This is a genomic window from Nitratidesulfovibrio termitidis HI1, assembly GCF_000504305.1.
Classification (GTDB): domain Bacteria; phylum Desulfobacterota; class Desulfovibrionia; order Desulfovibrionales; family Desulfovibrionaceae; genus Cupidesulfovibrio; species Cupidesulfovibrio termitidis.
In genome coordinates this window covers 3,564,507-3,584,508 of record NZ_KI632512.1, presented here as the reverse complement: position 1 = coordinate 3,584,508, position 20,002 = coordinate 3,564,507, and the positions used below count along the sequence as shown (strand labels likewise).

The following is a 20,002-nucleotide window of genomic DNA, read 5'->3' as shown; positions in this document are numbered from 1 at the left end:
CAAGGCCCTTTCCTTCGCCGCGCGACAACGGTATGCTCGCCGCGCGACAACACACTCCTTTCCGGGCAACTTTCATGTCCGCTGCGTAACATCCCATGAAAGAAACCATTCCTTCACACACTCCGGCGGGCGATCCGCGTTTCTTCCCCGTATCGCCGCTGATGATCTTTCCCAAGGCCGTGGGGTCGTTCAGCGTGTACCTGCGGCAGGGCAACACCCTGGTGCTGTATGCCGCGGCGGGCGAGGCCTTCACCGAACGGCATCGCACCAACCTGTTCGAGAACGGCGTGCGTGAAGTATACGTGCGCCTTGAACAGCGCGAAAACTACACCCGCTACGTGGAAGAGAACCTGGGCGCCATATTGCAGGACGAATCCATTCCGCTGCCGGAACGGGCGGGCACCTTCTATCGGGCCTCCACCGAAATCCTGCGCGACGCCTTCGAGGCACGCATGCCCGTGCCGCTGGACAGTGAAACGTTCCGCAGGCTGCACTACTTCGTCACCCAGTCCATCCGCTTTCTGACCAGCGCCGATTCGCTGCAGGCCCTCGGCGAATTCATCGCGCACGACTACAAGACCTACACCCACTCCATCAATGTGCTCATCTACACCATGCCCCTGGCGCAAACCCTGGGGCTGGACGATGCGGCGCTGATCCGCGTGGGCATAGGCACCCTGCTGCATGACGTGGGCATGACCCGCGTGCCGAAAACCATCATCGAACGCGCAAGCCGCCTGACGCCGGACGAAGAGGCGGTGTACCGCACCCACCCCGCGCAGGGCGTGGCCACCATCGCCCAGGTGCCCCTGACGCAGGAGGCCATCAACTGCATCCTGTTCCACCACGAGCGCATGGACGGTTCCGGCTACCCCACGGGCCTTTCGGGCGAACAGATTCCCCCCGTGGTGCGCGCCCTGGCCGTGGCCGACACCTTCGACACGCTCACCTCCACGCGCGGGGGCCCGCCCACGGCCACCTCCGCCTTCGAGGTGCTGAACCGCATGCGCGCGGAAATGGCATCCACCCTGGACATGGAAATGTTCCGGCGCTTCGTGCTGGTGCTGTCCGGGGCCATGCTGGACGGCGGATTCGGCGCCGAGATGGACTGATCCGGTACAAACGGGGCTGCGAGGCCGGACTGAACGGGCTGGTCGGGCTGAGCGGGCTAAACAAGCTGAGCGGCTGAAGCCCCCGCATGCGCGCTTGCGCACGTTGCGGGGTCCGTCAGGCTGGTTCGACGCCTTGCCAGCCCCGCACCCCCCATATGTTGCAGAGAAAGTCTAGAAAAAGTTGACAATGCTTGTGCTTTCCGTCATGCCTTTGCGAGGGGAGAGGTGCGTCCATAACGGTCCGGCACCACTGCAACATCCAGGAAATTCTTGGAAATGACACAGGCATCGGCTGCGCAACAGGACCCCTCGGAATTCTTCGCGGTGCCCACCACGATGCTTCTGCCTGACATGTCGGGTTCTTTCGGCGTGTACATCAGGCAGGAGAAGGGGTTCGTCCTATACGCCCACGAAGGTGAACAGTTCACCCCGCGCCATCGCCTGCAACTGCGCGCGCACGGGGTGGAGCACATCTACGTGCACCGGGCGCAGCACCCCCTGTACCGCGAACACCGCGAACTGTACCTGGGGCGCATCCTTTCCGACGAAACCATCCCCCTGCCGGAACGGGCGCGCCTGTTCTACGCCACCTCCACCGAAATCGTGCAGGAGGTGTTCGAACGCAAGCTGCCCCGCAGCCTGAAGCGCGCCACCTTCGACCGCATCCTGGCCCTGGTCACCGAAGGCATCAGCTTCCTGACGCTGGAAAATTCGCTGAAGACCGTGGCATCGCTGGTGGCGCACGACTACCACACCTATTCCCACTCGCTGCACGTCTTCGTGTATTCGCAGGCCATCCTGCAAAGCTACGGATTTGACGAGGAAAGCCTGGTGCAGTTCGGCCTGGGGGCCATGCTGCACGACATCGGCAAGACCTTCGTGAACCCGGACATCCTGGCCAAGCCCGGTGCGCTGTCGCTGGACGAACGCATCGAGGTCAACCGCCACCCGGTGTTCGGCGTGGGCGCGTGCACGCTGATGCCCCTGTCGCAGGACGCCATCAACTGCATCCTGTTCCACCACGAGAAACTGGACGGCACCGGCTACCCCTGCGGCCTTTCCGGCGGCGAAATTCCCCTGCCGGTGCGGGCCATAACCATTGCCGACATCTACGACGCGCTTACCTCCAACCGCCCCTACGCCCCGGCCATGAACGCCTTCCAGGTGCTGCGCCTGATGATGAACGAGATGCGCGAGCAGATCGACCTCGACATCTTCAAGCGCTTCGTGATGATTCTTTCCGGTGCCAACGTGGTGTAGAAACTGAGCCTTGTGTTATATCGCATCAAATTTAAGGCCGTGCATGTACATGCACGGCCTCTTTCTATTTCTTTTGACGTGCTATCCAAGATCTTATATCATACTCGGGATCTCCCGCATGCTTCGCAAGTGTCCACATGAATGAATCTTCAGCATTATCTGACGCGATTCTCAAATCTGTGGACTCATCCGAGCGAACAAACAACCCGTTCTCAGCCCGCCAAACAGTCCAATCACCTATGTCCTCTTCGTCTTCAACAGCATTCACAAGGTCCTCGAAACCACCGACATCATCGAAATCAACATACTCCTCAATCCATCTGTTAAAATCTTGAACATAAGTCATCATAATACTCCTTTGCGCCTCCCCCTGAGCTTCACCTGAAGCTAACATAAAAAACGTATTACAACTACAAAACACACGTTATATTCACAACTTCCTCAAGTAGTTCATATCAAATAAATCCATTCACTTTTGTTCCTCCACCCAATCCTGACCAAAAAAATCCGCTCTGCCCCTTCCCCGGCCGGACGTACGTTGTTATATGCCCGATAATGACGCGCCGTGCCCTGCCAAGTGCTCAGCCCAATGCTCTGCCAGTGCTCAGCCGACCGCGCTAACGCCCCCCGGAGGAACGCAACATGTGGGAGTATACCGACAAGGTACGAGAGCACTTCCTGAACCCGCGCAACGTGGGCTCCCTTGACGACGCCAACGCCATCGGCGAGGTCGGCAGCCTTGCCTGCGGAGACGCCCTCAAGCTGTATCTCAAGATCGACGGCGACCGCATCGTGGACGCCAGATTCCAGACCTTCGGCTGCGCCAGCGCCATCGCCTCCAGTTCGGCCCTGACCGAACTGATCAAGGGCATGACGGTGGAAGAAGCCCTGAAGCTGACCAACCGCGACATCGCCGAATTTCTGGGCGGCCTGCCCAAGGAAAAGATGCACTGCTCGGTCATGGGGCAGGAAGCGCTGGAGGCCGCCATCCGCAACTGGCGCGGCGAACCCGCCGTGGAACACAGCCACGAGGGCCAGCTGGTCTGCAAGTGCTTTGGCGTGACCGACGAGCAGATCGTGCGCGCCATCCGCGAAAACGGCCTGAAGACCGTGGAGGAAATCACCCACTACACCAAGGCCGGCGGCGGCTGCGGCGAATGCGTGGGCGAACTGCAAAAGCTGCTGGATGCGGAACTGGGCAAGGCCCCGGTGTGTGAAACCCCGCTGGCCGCCGCACCCAAGAAGCTCACCAACGTGCAGCGCATGCAGCTGGTCCTGAAGGTGCTGGAAGGCGAAATCCGCCCCCGCCTGCAGCAGGACGGCGGCGACATCGAACTGGTGGACATGGACGGCTCCACCGTCTACGTGGCCCTGCGCGGCATGTGCACCAGCTGTCCCTCCAGCCGCCTGACGCTGGAAGGCTTTGTGGAAAAGACCCTGCGCGACCATGTGGACGAGAACATCGTGGTCAAGGAGGCGGCAGCGTGAACACCGTGTACTTCGACAACAACGCCACCACCCGCGTGGATCCGGCCGTACTTGCGGCCATGCTGCCCTATTTCAGCGAACTGTACGGCAACCCCTCGTCCATGCACACCTTTGGTGGGCAGGTGGGCCACGCCGTGCGCGAGGCGCGCGAACAGGTGGCCCGGCTCATCGGGGCCACGCCGGAAGAGATCGTGTTCACCTCGTGCGGGACGGAGGGCGACAACACCGCCATCCGGGCCGCGCTGGCCGCCCAGCCCGAGAAGAAGCACATCATCACCACCCGGGTGGAGCACCCCGCCGTGCTCAGCCTGGCCCAGCACCTGGAAAAGAACGGGTACGAACTGACCCTGCTGGGCGTGGACGACAAGGGCCGCATGAATCTTGACGAACTGCGCGAGGCCATCCGCAAGGACACGGCCATCGTGTCCATCATGTTCGCCAACAACGAGACGGGAACCATCTTCCCCGTGGCCGAAGCCGCCGCCATCTGCAAGGAGCGCGGCGTGCCCTTCCACACCGACGCGGTGCAGGCCGTGGGCAAGCTGGCCATCGACGTGCGCGAGCTGCCCGTGGACTATCTGGTGCTGTCCGGCCACAAGCTGCACGCCCCCAAGGGCATCGGCGCGCTGTACGTGCGGCGCGGGGCGGCCTACCGGCCCTTCCTGCGCGGCGGGCACCAGGAACGCGGACGCCGTGGCGGCACCGAGAACGTGCCCGCCATCATCGGTCTTGGCATGGCCTGCGACCTTGCCGCCGCCAACATGGCGGAAGAGAACACCCGCGTGCGCGCCCTGCGCGACAGGCTGGAACAGGGGCTGCTGGCCGCCATTCCCGACGCCATCGTCAACGGCGATGTGACCAACCGCCTGCCCAACACCTCCAACATCTCGTTCAAGTACGTGGAGGGCGAGGCCATCCTGCTGCTGCTCGACCAGTTGGGGGTATGCGCCAGTTCCGGTTCGGCCTGCACGTCCGGCAGCCTGGAACCCTCGCACGTGCTGCGGGCCATGGGCGTGCCGTTCACCTACGCGCACGGCTCCATCCGGTTCAGCCTTTCGCGCTTCAACACGGAAGAAGAGGTGGACCACGTGGTGCGCGAACTGCCGCGCGTCATTGCCCGCCTGCGCGAGATGTCGCCCTTCCGCGCCGGAAGCGAGGCCGAGGCGGCGTTGGGCAAGCCCGCGTGCAGCTGCTAAGGCGCACTGCGTCGCGCACCGTGCGGTGCAATGCCGCCACGCGGTGACGTCCGCCACACTCGGCGGCCTGCCCCTGTACGCGCCGCACCGTTTGTGGCATCCCTAGACATCGCCAGCAGTTCCGGCTGCATCCGTACATTCGTTACTGCACACTCGGGGGGAGGGGGCGCTCCCCTCCCCTTTCTCGTACACAACCTGACGGACGGCGCAGGCCGCCGTGCGCGGCGCCGCTCCCGGCACCCGCACCGGACACCCACAGGAGGCTCGCATGAAGATCGCCCGCGACATGACGGAACTGGTAGGCCGCACCCCGCTGGTGCGCCTGAACCGCGTCAGTGAAGGCTGCGCGGCCGAAGTGGTGGCGAAGCTGGAATTCAACAACCCCTGTGCCTCGGTGAAGGACCGCATTGCCCTGGCCATGATCGACGGGGCCATGGAACGCGGAGAACTGGCCCCCGGCGGCCTGCTGGTGGAACCCACCAGCGGCAACACCGGGGTGGGCCTGGCCTTCGTGGCGGCGGTACGCGGCCTTACCCTTGTCCTGACCATGCCCGAAAGCATGAGCAACGAGCGCAAGGCGCTGCTGCGCGGCTTTGGCGCGCGGCTGGTGCTTACCCCGGCCTCCAAGGGCATGCGCGGCGCCATAGAGGAAGCCGAGCGCATCGTGGCCGAAACGCCCGGCGCGGTGATGCTGGGCCAGTTCGTGAACCCGGACAACCCCATGGTGCACCGCAAGACCACCGCCGAGGAAATCTGGGCCGACACCGACGGCAAGGTGGATGCCTTCGTGGCGGGCGTGGGCACCGGCGGCACCATTACCGGCACCGGCAAGCGGCTGCGCGAGCTGAATCCGGCTATCAAGGTGTTCGCCGTGGAACCGGACGAATCGCCCGTGCTGTCGGGCGGCGCGCCCGGACCGCACGCCATCCAGGGCATCGGCGCGGGCTTCGTGCCCCCGGTGCTGGACACCAGGGTCTACGACGAGATCATCCGCGTGCCTGGCAAGGACGCCCTGGCCACGGCCCGGCGACTGCTGCGCGAGGAAGGCATTCTGTGCGGCGTCTCGTCCGGGGCCAACGCCTTTGCCGCCATGGCCGTGGCGCGCCGCCCGGAAATGGCGGGCAAGCGCGTGGTGTTCGTGGTGTGCGATACCGGCGAGCGGTATCTGTCCACTCCGCTGTTTACCGAAATGCCGGATTAATCGACGTATCCCGGCACGCCGCCCCCCATCACCCCCAAACCCCGACGGATCGCACGCGCATGAAGAAACTCGACGACCTCGACGCCCGCTCGCTGCAAGGCATGCCCGAACTGGAACGCATCGCCGCCGATCTGTGCGCGCCGGAATCGTACGAAGCGGTCTACCACCGCTCGTTGCACGACGCGCCCATGCCCTCGCTGGAGGCCCTGTCCGAAATGGTCAGCCGCCTGCGCGCCGCGCTGCTGCCCGGCTTTTTCGGCACCGCCACCGTGCATCTGGAATCGATGCGCTACCATCTGGCCGCCAACCTCGATTCCATCTTCCGCATCCTGTCCGAGCAGATCCGTCGGGGGGCGTGTTTCACCTGTGCTGACTTCGCCCGTGAATGCGGCAGTTGTGAACTGCACTCGCGCGACAAGGCCATCCAGTTCCTGCAACGGCTGCCGGAAATCCGCCGCATGCTGGCCAGCGACGTGAAGGCCGCCTACGAAGGCGACCCCGCCGCCAAAAGCCCCGGCGAGACGGTGTTCTGCTACCCATCCATCGCGGCCATGATCAACCACCGCATCGCGCACGAGCTGTACCGCATGGAGGTGCCGCTGATCCCGCGCATCATCAGTGAAATGGCCCACTCGCGCACCGGCATCGACATCCACCCCGGCGCGCGCATCGGCGAGGAATTCTTCATCGACCACGGCACCGGCGTGGTCATCGGCGAAACGTGCATCATCGGGCGCGGCTGCCGCCTGTACCAGGGGGTGACCCTGGGCGCGCTGTCCTTCCCCAAGGATGGCGACGGCGTGCTGATCAAGGGCAACCCGCGCCACCCCATCCTGGAAGACAACGTCACGGTGTACGCCGGGGCCACCATCCTTGGCCGGGTGACCATCGGCACGGGGTCCATGGTCGGCGGCAACGTGTGGGTGACCCACGACGTGCCGCCCGGCTCCAAGATCGTGCAGCAACGTTCGGCCAAGCCCAAGCCCGACGAGGAACTGGTGGGGCGGACGTAGGCGACGGGCCGGACTGACGAATTCCGGCCAGACATGTTCCAGCCAGACGCGTCCCGTGCGCCCCGTCCTGGGCAGCGCACCCCGCTGTACCTGCACGGCGCGAAGGGATAGGTTGCCCCGCGTATCTTTCCGTATCCGGCGCGCACCGCCAAAGGAGGCCCCATGCCCATCCCCCGCATCTGCCTGCTGACGCTCGGCGTGGCCGACCTTGCCCGCAGCCGGGCTTTTTACGAGGCCCTTGGCTGGAAGCCCGCCTACCCGGACTGCGACAAGATCGTGTTCTTTCAGGTGGGCGAACTTGCCGTGGCCCTGCACCCGCGCGATGAACTGCTGCAGGACTGCGGCATGGCCGGGGCCAGGCCCGCGCCGGGGGGCATCACCCTGGCCCACAACGTTACCGAGCGGGCCATGGTGGACGCCCTGATGGCCGAGGCCGTGGCCGCGGGCGGCACGGTGCTGGATGCCCCGCGCGACAAGCCGTGGGGGTACACCGGCTACTTCGCCGATCCGGACGGCCACCCGTGGGAAGTGGCCCACGTGCCTTCACTGAAGCTGGACGAGGCCGGGCGGATCGTACTCGGCTGAGTGGGACAAGGGGGGCAAGTGCCGCCAAGCCTGGCTACGTTCGGCCAAGGGCGACGGGCGACGGGCGACGGGCGACGATCTCCCTTCCCTTTTCCCATTCCGAAACGCAACGGGTTCCGCGCGTGCATGGCGCGGAACCCGTTTTCTTTCAGCCCGCCCTTTCAACATCTTTTCAGCGGAACACGCATTTCGTACCAATACATGCTGTAACAACGCATATTGGAATAAATCATACTCAAATGATTTTCGTCCGATTTTTCTTGCCTTCCGCCTCCAGATAGCCTACCGGAAAAGTAGGCTATCAGCAGGAGGAACCGACATGCCGTTCCAGTTACTTGCCGATTCCATGGTCACCATTCCCGGCGTCACCTGCACGGGAACCCGCCGTCTGCTTGCCATCAACGAAACATGTTTCGCCATCCACCGCAGCGGGGTGCGCTGCCGCCGCACGGACACCTACCACCGGGCACGGGTCGAGGTGTTCCGGCTGTTCGCCCGGCAGGACGACGCGCTGGCGCCCGCCCGCGCCGACGGCAGCGAAGGGGACTGGACCAGCGTGCTGGTGTCCTTTCGCCTGCGCGGCGAACCGTGCATGCCCAAGCGACCCAAGGGCGCGCCGCCCCTGCCCGCCGTGGCACGGCTGCCATGGTGCCGCAGGCCCGCGCGCATCCTGGGCCTGAACGAAGAAGCCGTGGCGCTGGCCATCCGCATGGACGGCGGCCCGGCCATCGGGGTGTGGGCGTTGCCGCCCGGCTACGTGGCGGGGTTGGCCGACGCGGCCATTTCCGGAGCCCCGGAAGACGCGCTGGACCTGCCCCTGCGCCGCGAGGACGTGCTGCTGGCCTGGCCTCGGTAGCAACGGGCATCACATGCGCTGCCCCGAAGAGGTTGGCGGGGGCCATTCCGGATTCCCTGCCGTCCGACTGGATAGCCTTTGTCCTTGCATCCCGCGACGAGCTTCCGTCGCGGGATGTTGGTGCGGGCACGTGTCAATCCCGGCCCGTCCGGACCAATTGCATCGCCCCCCTCTACGCCCCGCCCCTGCTACCCCCTGCCACCCTGTGCCGCATCATGCCGCCCGAACACCTCGCGCGCGGCGGCAATGCCGTTGAGCGCGGCGGGAAAGCCCGCGTACACCGCCATCTGCATGATCACCTCCATGATCTCATCGCGGGTCAGGCCCACGTGCAGACCGGCGGCAATGTGCACCTCCAGTTGGGGCCGCGCCGTGCCCATGGCCGTCAGCGCGGCGATGGTGGCAATCTCGCGCTCGCGCAGGTCAAGCTGGGGCCGGGCATACACGTCGCCAAAGGGAAACTCCACCAGCAACCGCGCGAAATCCGGCGCGAATTCCGCCAGTTTCGCCACCACCTGTTCGCCCGCCGTACCGTCCACCTGCGACAGCACCCGCAGTCCGCGCTGGTAGCGGGTTTCCGCCCCTTGCGCTCCTGCGGCCTGTTCCGACCCTTCCGTTTGAGCCGTCTTCACGTCGTCATGCATGGTCGTCCTCCTGCCCGCGATACCAGGCAATCTTGTCATCCAGATGGGTCAGGCACGCCGCCAGCCGGTCCATGCGCTGGCGCACGCGCTGGCGATGTGTTTCCAGCAGTTCCCGCCTGTCGGCCAGCGTGGCATCACCCTGCTCCCGCAACTCTGCATAGCGCACCATTTCGCGCACCGGCATGTCCATCTCGCGCAGCCTGCCGATGAATTCCAGCCAGCGCAGGTCGTCCTGCGTGAACACCCTGCGCCCGCCCCGGTCGCGCTCCACCGAGCGCAACAGTCCGATCTTTTCGTACCAGCGCAGGGTGTGGGCACTCAGTCCGGTGGTTTCCGCCACGTCGCGGATGCGCATGGGCCTTCCTCCTTTTTCCGGAGCCTACAAGTTGGAGTACGCTCGAAGTCAAGCGGTTTCACGGGCCACGCAAAAAAACACGCCCGGACCATCACGAGGTGGGCCGGGCGTGAGCACGTGAAGCCTGGAAAGAATGCGGTGTAATGCCCGATGCCGGGCGGACCTACATGCCGAATAGCAGCGCGCTGGGACGGCGCAGCACGGCGGGCAGCGGGTCCAGTTCGGTCCGCAGGGCTTCGCGCAGGGCATGCAGGCCTCCGGGATCGTCCGCTCCAAAAGAGGCGGGCGTCCGGCCTGTCACCCGCAGCAACCGTCCACGCAGCCCGTTGCCGTAGGTGAAGTTGCCGGTAAGGTAGACCAGAAACTTGCCGAACATGCGCACGGCGCGGGCCGGTCCGTGCCGCCGGGCCAACGCGTCCAGCAGGGCCAGCGGGGCGTCGCGCCACGGGGCGGGGTTGCGGTCCGGGTCGTCGTCGAGTGCTCCTGTCCAGGCCGCGAACACCCACGGGCGGGCCACGGCGATGCGGCCCAACGACACGCCGTCGCAACCGGTGTCGTCCAGCAGGCTGGCGCAGTCCTCCGGCGTGAACACGTCGCCGTTGCCCACGACCGGGATGGACACCGCCGCCTTGACCAGCCCGATGTGGGCGCGCCGGGGCGGCTGGGTGCGCCGGTCCGGGGCCACGCGGGGGTGAAAGACCAGGCAGTCGGCCCCGGCGTCCTCGAAGCGGCGTGCCAGGTCCACGGCGGGCTGCGGGTCTGGCGACCAGCCGGTGCGGAACTTGACGAACAGCGGAATGTCCACCGCGCGGCGCACCTCTGCCACCATGCGCACGGCGCGCTCCGGGTCGCGCAGCAGGTCTGCCCCGCAGCCGCGCTTGACGATGGCGGACACCGAGCAGCCCATGTTCAGGTCCACGCCGAAGAAGCCTTCGTCCTGCACCCGGCGCGCGCCTTCGGCCATGTGTTCCGGCTCCGCCCCGAACAACTGGCAGACCAGCCGGGGCGGCTCGCCCGCGCGCCACGAGAACGCCTCGGACTTTTCCGGACGCTCCGTGGGCACGGCGCGGGCGTTGCACATGCCGGTGAACAGCAGACCGCAGCCGCCGTAGCCTTCCACCACCTCGCGGAAGGCGGCGTGGCCCAGCCCGGCCATGGGGGCCAGCCACAGTCGCCCCGGCACGGTGCGCCCGCCCACGGCCAGCGGCTGGCGCAGGCGCGCGGCAAGTGCCGCATCGTCCAGTCTGGTGGCCGGAGCGGCGGTTGCCTGGGCCATGCCGGGGCCGGTGTCGGGGGCAGGAACGGTCATGGTGTCAGGCCCATGCGTGTTCGATGGGCATCTGCTTGATGGGGATGCGTCGGACATGAGGTCATGCGGCTCGGAATGCGGCATGGGCGCGGGCTACGCGCCGGGGGTGTGGCGCAGCACTTCGTTGCCGCCCAGGTCGCGGATGGACAGGGTGCCTGCATCGAACAGGCCGTACGAGGCCACGTAGCCGTCCTTGGGCAGGGTGGTGGAGCCCACGTTCCAGATGTGCAGGCCGTCCACGGTTTCCGCGCGGGGGATGTGGGTGTGCCCGCACAGAAACACGTCGCCGGGGGCCAGGTTCGGGAAGCGGTCGGGCAGTTGGTGATGGTGCCCGTGGTTGGCCCAGATGCGCAGTCCGTCGGCGAAAATCCACGCCGCTTCCGGCAGGGGAAAGCGCAGGACCATGGTGTCCACTTCCGCGTCGCAGTTGCCGCGCACGGCGATGATGCGCGGAGCCCAGTCGTTGAGCAGGGCCGCCACTTCACGCGGGGCGTAGCCTTCCGGCACCGGGTTGCGCGGACCGTGGTACAGCAGGTCGCCCAGCAGCACCAGGGCGTCGGGGTGGTGGGTGCGGGCCAGTTCCAGCACCAGTTCGGTGCGCGGCAACGAGCCGTGCAGGTCGGAAGCGATGAGCAGTTTCATGGTCGGGAATTCCTGATGGTATGGCTGGCGCGGCACGGCGCGCCGGGAAGGGAACGGGCCACCGCGTGGGGCGGTGGCCCGGAACGTGTGCACGGAAAAGACGTCTGCGAAAAATCGGCTCGGGATGCGGCCTGTTGCGCAATGCGCGGACTATAAATGTTCGACGGATATCCTGCGCGGCGCGGCGGCCTCGCGCTTGGGCATGCGGATGGTCAGCACGCCGTTGGCCAGTTGGGCCGAAATGCGCGCGGCGTCCACCATGTCCGACAGGGTGAACACGGCGTGGTATTCCACGTCGCCGAACTCCATGGCGTGCACGCGGGGGCCGCCCGTCGCGCCACAACCGCAAGGCGAGGGGGCGGGACCTTCCGTGACGCCGGGTTCCACTTCTCCGTCGTGCCCTGCATCCCTTCCCATGTCGCGGCAATCGCCAAAGCGGGTCACCCCGCGCACGGTCAGTTCGTCGCCTTCCACGTCCAGCACCAGGTCGTCGTGGGCCACGCCGGGCATGTCCAGAAACAGGTGAAAGCCGTCCTCACGCTCCACCAGATCGGCCTGGGGACGCATGCGCGGCGGTTGCGGCGACGAGGCGAACCGGCCCTGCCGGGCACGATTCTCCGCGCCTCCCCGTTCGCTCTGGCGGGCGGGGCGGGCGGCGGGATGCGGAAAACGGGGGCGGCGGTCTGGGGGCGTCATGGCAGCCTCCTAGGGGGTGTTTCCAAATTAGGATTTTCGTTTGCTGGCAAGGAAAACGAGCCTGGCATGAGGGAGCATGCGGCAGCCGTTATGCGAGTTTTCGAGCATTACGGCTGGCGACCGCATCGCGCTCTTAACGTATTCAACCGTAATGACAGGCGAAGTTTGACAAAGCCAACAGACGAAAGGACAATTTCGAAGCAGCCCCTACCTGACTTCGATGTGAACAGTGCGCGGCTTCACGGCCTGTGCCTTGGGCAGCACGATCTCCAGCACGCCGTCCTTCATGGTGGCCGTGGCCCGGTCGCGGTCGATGGGCACGTTCAGGGTCACCACCCGCTGAAAGGGGCCGGTGGGCCGCTCCTGCCGGTAGTACCGGCCACGCACCACGGGCAGTTCGCCCTTGAGCACCAGTGTCTTGTCGGTGAGGGTGATGTCCAGCCCGTCCAGGTCCGCGCCGGGCACCAGCGCGCGCACGCGGATGGCCGCGTCGTCCTCGCCGATGTTCAGCGGCGGAAACTGCGCCCGGCCACGCGTGGCCGCCAGATTGCGCCCCGCATCGCCCGCCAGGCGGTCGAGCAGGTTGGGAAATTCGTAGAACGCGCTGAAGTCGATAACCATGCGCACCTCTTCTGGTGGGCGGATTGCGGACGGCGCGGAGCACGGCACGCGGCTTGGCCGACGCGCCGGGGCCGCACAGGGATAGCTAACACCCCCGGCGGCGCTGTCAACGTGTACGTGGGCGGGACGAACGGCAGGGGCGCGGCGCACCGTGGCACCGTGGCACCGTGGCGGGACAGGCTGCCACGCCGCTCCGCGCGGGCCTTGCCGGGCCAGTCCGGACACACTGGACACCGGACACACCGGGCGCACCGGGCGCACTGGGCGCACTGGGCCTGGCCGGTTCACGCCGGGCCGCAATGCGCAAAAGCCCCGGCCCTACTTCACCGAACGCTGTCCCTGTTCCCACATTTCGGCGGGAACGGCCTCTTCCACCAGCATCACGGGAATCTCGTCGCGCACGGGGTAGACCACCTTGCACTGGGCGCACTTCAGGCCGCGTTCGTTGTCCACGGGTTCCACGGGCTGGCGGCACTTGGGGCAGACGAGGATTTCCAGCAGTTCCTTGTTCAGCGACACGGCATGCTCCTTGGTTGCATTGTGCGCGCACCATAGCCCGAAGCCGCCGCCCGCTCAAGCGGCGCGCCAGACCCGACAAGCCCGACAAGCCCGGCAGCCCCGAAAACACCCGCGCCCGGCCCGCGCGACAGCCCGGGGGACAGCACCTGTCCGGGATGCCGGACGCCTTTGTTGACAACCCGCCGTGGCGGCACGTAGCATCCTCCGTACCCCGCCGTTCCGCCCGCGACATGGTCAGGCCATGCCCCGGAAGGCGCGGGGTATCAGGCATCCGGAGCAGCCATGTCCATCCGTTTCATAGACCTGCATTCCCATTCCACCGCATCCGACGGCAGCGACACCCCGGCGGACCTCGTGCGCAAGGCCGCCGCCGCCAGACTGGCCGCCATCGCCCTTACCGACCACGACACCACGTCCGGCCTGGACGAAGCCGTGCGCGAAGGACGCCAGCGCGGCATCGAGGTCATCCGGGGGTGCGAACTGGGCGTACGCTGCGAACACGGCGAACTGCACATCCTGGGCCTGTGGCTGCCCGAAGGCGACGGCCCCCATCCGGGCGCCAACCCGCTGGACGCCAACCCGCTGGATGCCACCCTGGCCGAATTGCGCCACCACCGCGCCATCCGCAACCAGCGCATCGCGGCGCAACTGCGCGAGTGCGGCGTGGACATCGAATACGCCGAGGTGGAGGCCATCTCCGGCGGCGAATCGGTCAGCCGCCTGCACTTCGCGCGCATCCTGCACGACAAGGGCTACGTCTCCTCGCCGCAAGAGGCCTTTGCCCGGTACATCGGTCCCGGTGGCCGGGCCTACGTGGCCAAGGAAACGTTGTCCCCCGTCGAAGGCGTGGCCCTGCTGCGTTCCGTGGGCGCCACCGTGTCCCTGGCCCACCCCATGCTGTTCCGCTACCCCGGCAACGGCTTTGCCGAATGGCTGGACGACACCGTGGCCGACCTCAAGCCCCACGGCCTGGACGCCATAGAGGCCTACCACAGCGAACATTCCCAGGCCGACACCCGCCGCTGCGTGGACCTGGCCGCCCGGCACGGACTGGCCCTGACCGGCGGCTCCGACTATCACGGCGCGGGCAAGCCCGGCATATCGCTGGGACGCGGGCGCGGCGGCCTGCGCGTGACCACCGCGGTGCTGGACGACCTGAAGGAACGCAGACGCCGCCAGGGGCTGCCGGTGTAGGCGCGCCCTGCCGCAGCGCCCCGCAACCCCGCCAACCCGCCAACCAAAGACGGGCCGTCGGCCATCAACCTACCCACACCACAGCCTCAACCACGCATGGTCATCATGAGCAACGGTTTCACAGCACACCCCCCCCCGTCCCCGCGAGACGCGGACCATCCCGCTTCCGCGCGCCTTGCCCTGCCCGAACTGCTGGCCCCGGCGGGCGACATGGAAAAGCTGGACGCGGCCCTGCGCTATGGCGCCAACGCCGTATACCTTGGCGGACGCGGCCCCAACCTGCGGGCGGGCGCACAAGGCTTTTCGCCCGACGAACTGCCGCAGGCGGTCCGGCGCGCCCATGCCGTGAATGCGCACGTCTACTACTGCCTGAACAGCCTGCCCCACCAGCGCCACCTGCGCGACGTGGAAGCCGCCATGGAAGAGGCCCACGCGGCTGGCGTGGACGCCCTGATCGTGGCCGACCCGGGCGTTGCCCGCATGGCCCGCCGCCGCGCGCCGAATCTGCCGCTGCACGTTTCCACCCAGGCCAACACCGCCAACGCGGAAGCCGCCCTGTTCTGGCAGGACATGGGCGCCACCCGTGTGAACATGGCGCGCGAACTGGACCTGAACGGCATCCGCGCCCTGGTCCGGGCCTGTCCCGGCGTGGAATTCGAAGCCTTCGTGCACGGGGCCATGTGTCTTGCCGTGTCCGGCCATTGCCTGCTTTCCGCCTGGATGAACAACCGCCCGGCCAACCTCGGCCAGTGCACCCACCCCTGCCGTTTCGAGTACATGGGCATGGCCCTGGCCGTGGAAGAAAAGACCCGGCCCGGCGAAATCGCGTGGGAAGCGGTACAGGACGGCCCGTTCCACTCCAGCTTCTGGGCGCCCAACGACCTGTGCCTGGTGAAGTACGTGCGCTGGTTTGCCGCCGTGGGCGTGGCCGCGCTGAAGATCGAAGGCCGGGTGAAGAGCGCGGGCTACGTGGCCCAGGTTACCGACGCCTACCGCACCGCGCTGGACGACCTGACCCGGCGCACCTTCCGGCACGAGGATTACCTGTACGAACTGCTGAACACCGCCAGCAGGCCGCTTTCCACCGGCTTTTTCCTGCCCGGCGGCAAACGGCTGAACCGGGGCCTGCCGCACGACGCCATGCGCCGCCCGGTGGTCGCGCGCATCGAGCAGCCTGCGGACAACGCCGCGTGGCACGTATCCGTGCGCGCCCCTTGGCGCGCCGAAAAGCCCCTGGAACTGCTGCTGCCCGGCCTGCACAGGCCGGAACTGCAACCCGGCGACTTCCGGCTGGAAAACCACAAGGGCGAAACCGTGGACCGGCTGCACCCCGGCATGGCGGGGGTGCTGCACTGTGCCCACGAGGGACTGGCCCCCGGCCTGTTCGTGCGGGCCTGACGGCGGGAACCTTCCGGCACCGCTGCTCAGGCATCCGTATTCCCGGCGTCCGCAACACACTGGCGCACACTGGCGCGCCCTGCCACGCAACCCCGCGAAACCCTGCGTAAACCTACGAAATCTTACGGAACCTTACGGAACATCCATGGCCCATGTGCTGATCATCGACGCCGACGCCGCCTTCGCCCAACTGGTGGCGGGCATCGCCGAAGGGCTGGGGCACCGGGCCTCGCGCGCGGCGGGCCTGGTCGAGGGGCGTCTGCTGGCCGACGACGCCGACGTGGTCTTTCTAGCCGCCACCCTGCCCGATGGCAACGGGGTGGAGTCCATGCCCGGCCTGCGCGCCCTGCCCGGCCAGCCGGAAATCATCGTCACCGCAGAAGGGGGCGACCCGGACGGCGCGGAACGGGCCATCCGCCACGGGGCGTGGGAATGGCTGCGCAAGCCCCTGCCCGCCGACCGGGTGGTGCTGCCGCTGTTGCGCGCGCTGGACTATCGTGCCCGCCTGCCCGCCCAGCGGCCCTCGTCGCGCCTGAAGCATTCCATCGTGGGGGTCAGCACGGCCATCCGCCGCTGCCTGGACGTGGTGGCCGAGGCGGCGGGCAGTGACGCCGCCGCGCTGGTCACCGGCGAAACGGGCGTGGGCAAGGAACTGTTCGCCCGGGCCATCCACGACAACAGCCCCCGCGCCGCCGCGCCCTTCGTGGCCGTGGACTGCGCCTCGCTGCCGCGTTCGCTGGCCGGGTCCATTTTGTTCGGCCACCGCAAGGGGGCCTTCACCGGGGCGGATTCCAACCGCGACGGCCTGGTGTTGCAGGCCGACGGCGGCACCCTGTTCCTGGACGAAGTGGGCGAACTGCCCCTGTCCATGCAGAAGATGTTTCTGCGCGTGCTGCAGGAACACCGCTTTCGCCCGGTGGGCGGCCGCACGGAAATCACCAGCGATTTCCGCCTGATCGCGGCCACCAACCGCGACCTGGAAGACATGGCCGAGCGCAACACCTTTCGCAGCGACCTGCTCTACCGCATGCGCACGGTGGTGGTGAGCATTCCGCCGCTGCGCGAACGATGCGAGGACGTCACGGCGCTGGCCGGGCATTACCTGCCGCGCATCTGGGCCCGCTTTGCCCTGCCGGAAAAGGACATCTCGCCCGACTTCCACGAAACCCTGCTGGCCTACCACTGGCCGGGCAACGTGCGCGAACTCATCCATACCCTGGAGCGGGCGGTGCTGGCCTCGCAGGACGCCCCCAAGCTGTTCGCCCGCCACCTGCCGGACTACCTGCGCATCTGCCTGGCCCGCGCCGCCGCGCGCAACGGGGCCGCCGCCCCGGCTGGCTACGGCGAACTTGGTGGGCCGTCCTGCCTGTACGGAACCGGGGAACGCGCCGCGCCTGCGCTGCGGATCGGCAACGCAGCAGATTCCGTGAATGGCGTGGATCGAACGGGCAGGAACCGCCCCGCAAGCGCCCCCGCGCAACAAGACGGCAACGCCCCCTCGGACAGCCAGGTCGCCGGGCCCGGACAGGCACACCCCGAGCAGGCACACCCCGAGCAGGCACATCCCGGACAGGTTCCGCCCGGACAGGTACAGCCCACGCCACCCGTTTCGCCCGGCTGGGGACCGCGCGCACCCTACGCCATCTACACTTCGCCCCATTATGCCCCGTCCCCGGAACGCACCGCTCCTGCGGCGCGCACGCCCACCACGGATCGCGCGCGACATGGAGACATGCCCGGCGCGGACAGCGGCAACGGCGGCGAACGGCCAGCACGGGCCGGGCGCGACAATGGTTATGGCGAAGATCCCCTTGGCCAGACCGGCCTTGCAGGCCTGTCGCCCCATGGCGCCCTTGAGGATGATGGGCCCCGGACCTCACCAGCGACCGGCATGTCCACTGCCCCCGCTGCAACCACCCTTCATGCCGACGCACCCTTTGCCGACGGCCTGCCCCGTTTCTTCGACTTTCGCGATGCGCAATTCACTGCCTACCTGCACGAACTGATGCACCGCGCCGGTGGCGACATCCGCACCGCCTGCACCCTGTCCGGGCTGTCCCGGTCGCATCTGTACGATCTGCTGCGCAAGCACGGCGTGCCGCCTCGCTGACCCCACGACCGTCGCCAGCCACCCCGGCACTATGAATGTCACCGTCCGCCATCGCGGACATTCGCTTCTCCGTAGCGTCCGGCATCGCGGATCAATCCGGCCCGGTGCCGTCCACCATCGCGGACGGCACCGTAACCAACGCCCCATATTGATTGGTTAGGCAACCAGTAATAATGACAACGTACTGCTATTCCAGCATATTCCAACCGCCACGTCATCGCAGCACGAGTGGCACGCTTCTTGGTAAGTATATGGCAACAGACACCGGGCATGTCGGTCGATGCCCGATCCGTGCCGGAGGGCGGTTGGACAAGGCCAGCCGGTACGGGGGAATGCGTCGGACGCATTCCAGCCGCAGGGGTCCGTGGCGCAGTCGGTGCGTTGCGGGCGAAATCGGGGCGCGCGTTCCATGAGAACGTCGCGCCCCGCACGTTTTCGGAGAAGTACGAACAACACGTGCAGAATGTTCCGCACGCCACGGCCCGTGGCCAGGAATGTCAGGCGGATTCGCCCAGCAGTTCCAGCACCTTCTGGCTGAGCAGCTGCAAATCGGGCTTGGCGAACTGCGCGTCCGCACCCACCGATTCGCCCTTGTGCCCCAGCCGTTCCGAGACCAACGACGAAAACAGCGCCACCGGCAGGGTGCGCAGCACGGGGTCTTCCTTGATGCGGCGGCACAGGGTCAGCCCATCCATGCGCGGCATCTCGATGTCCGAGACCACGGCCTGCACCAGCTCGGACAGGGGGGCCCCCCTGGATTCGGCCTCGCGACGCAGCCCGTCCAGCATTTCCCATGCCTCCTGCCCGTCGTTGGCCTGCAACAGCTCGAACCGTCCACTGGCCTCCATCAGGCTGCGCACCAGGCGGCGCACGCTGCCGGAATCGTCGGCATGCAGGATGCGATAGCGGCGCGGCGGCAGGTCCGGCTGCACCTCCGGCACCCCGGCGTCCATGGGCATAGCGCCTGCACCGGCTTCGCCACCCGCACGGCCATTGCCGGGCGCAGTGCCCCCCGCCTGTCCCCGCCCCCCGGCGGACGCCGGGCCCAGGGGCCGTTCCATGCGGATGGACAGGTCCGGGTGCATCTCGGCCACGATGCTTTCCATGTCCAGCAGAAACACCACCAGTTCGTCCAGCCGGACCATGCCGGTGATGGAATTGCGGCTGGCCTCCTGCAGGAAACGGCCCGGAGCCTCCACGTCGGTCCAGCTGATGCGGTGAATCCGGTTCACTCCGGACACCAGAAACCCGGTGACCACGGTATTGAATTCGGTGACGATGATCTTGGGTTCGCCGCTGGTGTCGCGCGGGATGCCCAGGTATTTGGCCAGGTCCACCAGCGGGATGACCCGCCCGTCGCGGTGCGGAAAGGCCCCCAGCACCGCCGGATGGGGCATTTGCGGCAGTGCGGTGACGGGCTGCATGCGGATGATTTCCACCACCTTGGCCACGTTGACGCCGTAGCGGCGCCGCAGCGAGCCGCATGCAAGCGGGGCGGCCGCGCCAAAGCCCCCACCCGCGGCCGCTTCCGCCACGCAGTCGCCGTCCCTGCCCAGGGCTTCGGACATGCCGCCCGACCCGGCAAGCCCGGCATCGGCGCCCAATGCGCCGGAATTGTCCGGCCCGCCAGGTGCCGCGCCATCGGACACGGCCTCGTCCACGAAGAACTCGACGATTTCGAGTTCATTGGTGCCGGATTCCAGCAGAATGCCGGTCTGCCCCATGATTCCTCCCGGCAGGCGCTGGCGCGCCATGCCCCGATGAGAATCCGAAGAATGCGCCGATGCCCCGGGCGCCCCGCAG

The 20,002-nt window shown here is 67.1% G+C and carries 20 protein-coding genes; 11 read left to right on the top strand and 9 right to left on the bottom strand.

The genetic code is table 11. The annotated features are described in order from the left end of the window. The first annotated feature begins 95 nt into the window (after positions 1–95). Positions 96–1,112 (top strand): HD-GYP domain-containing protein, encoded by a 1,017-nt coding sequence (locus tag DESTE_RS14305; RefSeq protein WP_035068279.1) that lies wholly within the window; start codon positions 96–98, stop codon positions 1,110–1,112. A gap of 276 nt (positions 1,113–1,388) precedes the next feature. Next, positions 1,389–2,372 carry an HD-GYP domain-containing protein gene (locus DESTE_RS14300; RefSeq protein WP_035068278.1) on the top strand — a complete coding sequence of 328 codons (984 nt, stop codon included), beginning with the start codon at positions 1,389–1,391 and terminating at the stop codon, positions 2,370–2,372. Between the two features lie 64 nt (positions 2,373–2,436). Here the strand turns inward: DESTE_RS14300 and DESTE_RS14295 are convergent, their stop codons facing one another. Beyond that, positions 2,437–2,718, bottom strand: a complete 282-nt coding sequence (locus DESTE_RS14295; protein ID WP_156925376.1) for a hypothetical protein — start codon at positions 2,716–2,718, stop codon at positions 2,437–2,439. A 296-nt stretch (positions 2,719–3,014) separates the two neighbouring features. On the opposite strand from DESTE_RS14295, the gene nifU reads away from it, so the two are divergent. The 6 genes from nifU to DESTE_RS14265 all read left to right on the top strand — a co-directional run bounded on the left by nifU (position 3,015) and on the right by DESTE_RS14265 (position 8,711). Then, a complete protein-coding gene (nifU, locus tag DESTE_RS14290) occupies positions 3,015–3,860 on the top strand; it encodes a Fe-S cluster assembly protein NifU (protein WP_035068276.1) in 846 nt (281 codons plus the stop codon). Further along, complete coding sequence (gene nifS / locus DESTE_RS14285; RefSeq protein WP_035068275.1) at positions 3,857–5,056, top strand: cysteine desulfurase NifS; 1,200 nt, start codon at positions 3,857–3,859, stop codon at positions 5,054–5,056. The genes nifU and nifS overlap by 4 nt, the downstream gene beginning before the upstream one ends. 268 nt (positions 5,057–5,324) lie before the next feature. Beyond that, positions 5,325–6,257 (top strand): cysteine synthase A, encoded by a 933-nt coding sequence (cysK, locus tag DESTE_RS14280; RefSeq protein WP_035068274.1) that lies wholly within the window; start codon positions 5,325–5,327, stop codon positions 6,255–6,257. Between the two features lie 59 nt (positions 6,258–6,316). Next, positions 6,317–7,270, top strand: coding sequence for a serine O-acetyltransferase EpsC (epsC, locus tag DESTE_RS14275; protein WP_035068273.1), 954 nt, complete (start codon positions 6,317–6,319; stop codon positions 7,268–7,270). Positions 7,271–7,432: 162 nt separating this feature from the next. Next, positions 7,433–7,855, top strand: a complete 423-nt coding sequence (locus DESTE_RS14270) for a VOC family protein (RefSeq protein WP_156925375.1) — start codon at positions 7,433–7,435, stop codon at positions 7,853–7,855. Positions 7,856–8,174: 319 nt separating this feature from the next. Further along, positions 8,175–8,711: a hypothetical protein gene (locus tag DESTE_RS14265; protein WP_035068272.1), complete on the top strand. Its 537-nt coding sequence runs from the start codon at positions 8,175–8,177 to the stop codon at positions 8,709–8,711. 188 nt (positions 8,712–8,899) lie between these two features. Here the strand turns inward: DESTE_RS14265 and DESTE_RS14260 are convergent, their stop codons facing one another. From DESTE_RS14260 to DESTE_RS14230, 7 genes are all read right to left on the bottom strand, one after another. Then, complete coding sequence (locus DESTE_RS14260; protein WP_051384480.1) at positions 8,900–9,355, bottom strand: carboxymuconolactone decarboxylase family protein; 456 nt, start codon at positions 9,353–9,355, stop codon at positions 8,900–8,902. After that, positions 9,348–9,710 (bottom strand): MerR family transcriptional regulator, encoded by a 363-nt coding sequence (locus DESTE_RS14255; protein WP_035068271.1) that lies wholly within the window; start codon positions 9,708–9,710, stop codon positions 9,348–9,350. Before DESTE_RS14255 ends, DESTE_RS14260 begins: the two co-directional genes overlap by 8 nt. A 163-nt stretch (positions 9,711–9,873) precedes the next feature. Continuing rightward, positions 9,874–11,019, bottom strand: coding sequence for a tRNA dihydrouridine synthase (locus DESTE_RS14250; protein WP_425411696.1), 1,146 nt, complete (start codon positions 11,017–11,019; stop codon positions 9,874–9,876). A 93-nt stretch (positions 11,020–11,112) separates the two neighbouring features. Beyond that, on the bottom strand, positions 11,113–11,661 hold the full coding sequence (yfcE, locus tag DESTE_RS14245) for a phosphodiesterase (protein WP_035068270.1): 549 nt from the start codon (positions 11,659–11,661) through the stop codon (positions 11,113–11,115). Positions 11,662–11,811: 150 nt separating this feature from the next. Further along, complete coding sequence (locus DESTE_RS14240; RefSeq protein ID WP_156925373.1) at positions 11,812–12,357, bottom strand: Hsp20/alpha crystallin family protein; 546 nt, start codon at positions 12,355–12,357, stop codon at positions 11,812–11,814. 207 nt (positions 12,358–12,564) lie between these two features. After that, on the bottom strand, positions 12,565–12,978 hold the full coding sequence (locus DESTE_RS14235; RefSeq protein WP_035068269.1) for an Hsp20/alpha crystallin family protein: 414 nt from the start codon (positions 12,976–12,978) through the stop codon (positions 12,565–12,567). Positions 12,979–13,296: 318 nt separating this feature from the next. After that, positions 13,297–13,497 carry a Trm112 family protein gene (locus DESTE_RS14230; RefSeq protein WP_035068268.1) on the bottom strand — a complete coding sequence of 67 codons (201 nt, stop codon included), beginning with the start codon at positions 13,495–13,497 and terminating at the stop codon, positions 13,297–13,299. A gap of 282 nt (positions 13,498–13,779) precedes the next feature. Between DESTE_RS14230 and DESTE_RS14225 the strand changes: the two genes are divergently transcribed. From DESTE_RS14225 to DESTE_RS14215, 3 genes are all read left to right on the top strand, one after another. Continuing rightward, positions 13,780–14,691 carry a PHP domain-containing protein gene (locus DESTE_RS14225; protein ID WP_035068267.1) on the top strand — a complete coding sequence of 304 codons (912 nt, stop codon included), beginning with the start codon at positions 13,780–13,782 and terminating at the stop codon, positions 14,689–14,691. A gap of 105 nt (positions 14,692–14,796) precedes the next feature. After that, complete coding sequence (locus DESTE_RS14220) at positions 14,797–16,089, top strand: peptidase U32 family protein (protein WP_156925372.1); 1,293 nt, start codon at positions 14,797–14,799, stop codon at positions 16,087–16,089. A gap of 145 nt (positions 16,090–16,234) precedes the next feature. Next, positions 16,235–18,199 carry a sigma-54-dependent transcriptional regulator gene (locus DESTE_RS14215; protein WP_035068266.1) on the top strand — a complete coding sequence of 655 codons (1,965 nt, stop codon included), beginning with the start codon at positions 16,235–16,237 and terminating at the stop codon, positions 18,197–18,199. 497 nt (positions 18,200–18,696) lie between these two features. Here DESTE_RS14215 and DESTE_RS14210 read toward each other — a convergent pair whose 3' ends face one another. Beyond that, positions 18,697–19,923 carry a chemotaxis protein gene (locus DESTE_RS14210; RefSeq protein ID WP_035068265.1) on the bottom strand — a complete coding sequence of 409 codons (1,227 nt, stop codon included), beginning with the start codon at positions 19,921–19,923 and terminating at the stop codon, positions 18,697–18,699. Positions 19,924–20,002: the final 79 nt, after the last annotated feature.

What these genes read in the sequence shown, in the direction of transcription:
- DESTE_RS14305 (WP_035068279.1), top strand. Translation starts at nt 96, where the DNA reads ATGAAAGAAACCATTCCTTCACACACTCCGGCGGGCGATCCGCGTTTC.
- DESTE_RS14300 (WP_035068278.1), top strand. Translation starts at nt 1,389, where the DNA reads ATGACACAGGCATCGGCTGCGCAACAGGACCCCTCGGAATTCTTCGCG.
- DESTE_RS14295 (WP_156925376.1), bottom strand. Translation starts at nt 2,718, where the DNA reads ATGACTTATGTTCAAGATTTTAACAGATGGATTGAGGAGTATGTTGAT.
- nifU (WP_035068276.1), top strand. Translation starts at nt 3,015, where the DNA reads ATGTGGGAGTATACCGACAAGGTACGAGAGCACTTCCTGAACCCGCGC.
- cysK (WP_035068274.1), top strand. Translation starts at nt 5,325, where the DNA reads ATGAAGATCGCCCGCGACATGACGGAACTGGTAGGCCGCACCCCGCTG.
- epsC (WP_035068273.1), top strand. Translation starts at nt 6,317, where the DNA reads ATGAAGAAACTCGACGACCTCGACGCCCGCTCGCTGCAAGGCATGCCC.
- DESTE_RS14270 (WP_156925375.1), top strand. Translation starts at nt 7,433, where the DNA reads ATGCCCATCCCCCGCATCTGCCTGCTGACGCTCGGCGTGGCCGACCTT.
- DESTE_RS14265 (WP_035068272.1), top strand. Translation starts at nt 8,175, where the DNA reads ATGCCGTTCCAGTTACTTGCCGATTCCATGGTCACCATTCCCGGCGTC.
- DESTE_RS14260 (WP_051384480.1), bottom strand. Translation starts at nt 9,355, where the DNA reads ATGCATGACGACGTGAAGACGGCTCAAACGGAAGGGTCGGAACAGGCC.
- DESTE_RS14255 (WP_035068271.1), bottom strand. Translation starts at nt 9,710, where the DNA reads ATGCGCATCCGCGACGTGGCGGAAACCACCGGACTGAGTGCCCACACC.
- DESTE_RS14250 (WP_425411696.1), bottom strand. Translation starts at nt 11,019, where the DNA reads ATGACCGTTCCTGCCCCCGACACCGGCCCCGGCATGGCCCAGGCAACC.
- yfcE (WP_035068270.1), bottom strand. Translation starts at nt 11,661, where the DNA reads ATGAAACTGCTCATCGCTTCCGACCTGCACGGCTCGTTGCCGCGCACC.
- DESTE_RS14240 (WP_156925373.1), bottom strand. Translation starts at nt 12,357, where the DNA reads ATGACGCCCCCAGACCGCCGCCCCCGTTTTCCGCATCCCGCCGCCCGC.
- DESTE_RS14235 (WP_035068269.1), bottom strand. Translation starts at nt 12,978, where the DNA reads ATGGTTATCGACTTCAGCGCGTTCTACGAATTTCCCAACCTGCTCGAC.
- DESTE_RS14225 (WP_035068267.1), top strand. Translation starts at nt 13,780, where the DNA reads ATGTCCATCCGTTTCATAGACCTGCATTCCCATTCCACCGCATCCGAC.
- DESTE_RS14220 (WP_156925372.1), top strand. Translation starts at nt 14,797, where the DNA reads ATGAGCAACGGTTTCACAGCACACCCCCCCCCGTCCCCGCGAGACGCG.
- DESTE_RS14215 (WP_035068266.1), top strand. Translation starts at nt 16,235, where the DNA reads ATGGCCCATGTGCTGATCATCGACGCCGACGCCGCCTTCGCCCAACTG.
- DESTE_RS14210 (WP_035068265.1), bottom strand. Translation starts at nt 19,923, where the DNA reads ATGGGGCAGACCGGCATTCTGCTGGAATCCGGCACCAATGAACTCGAA.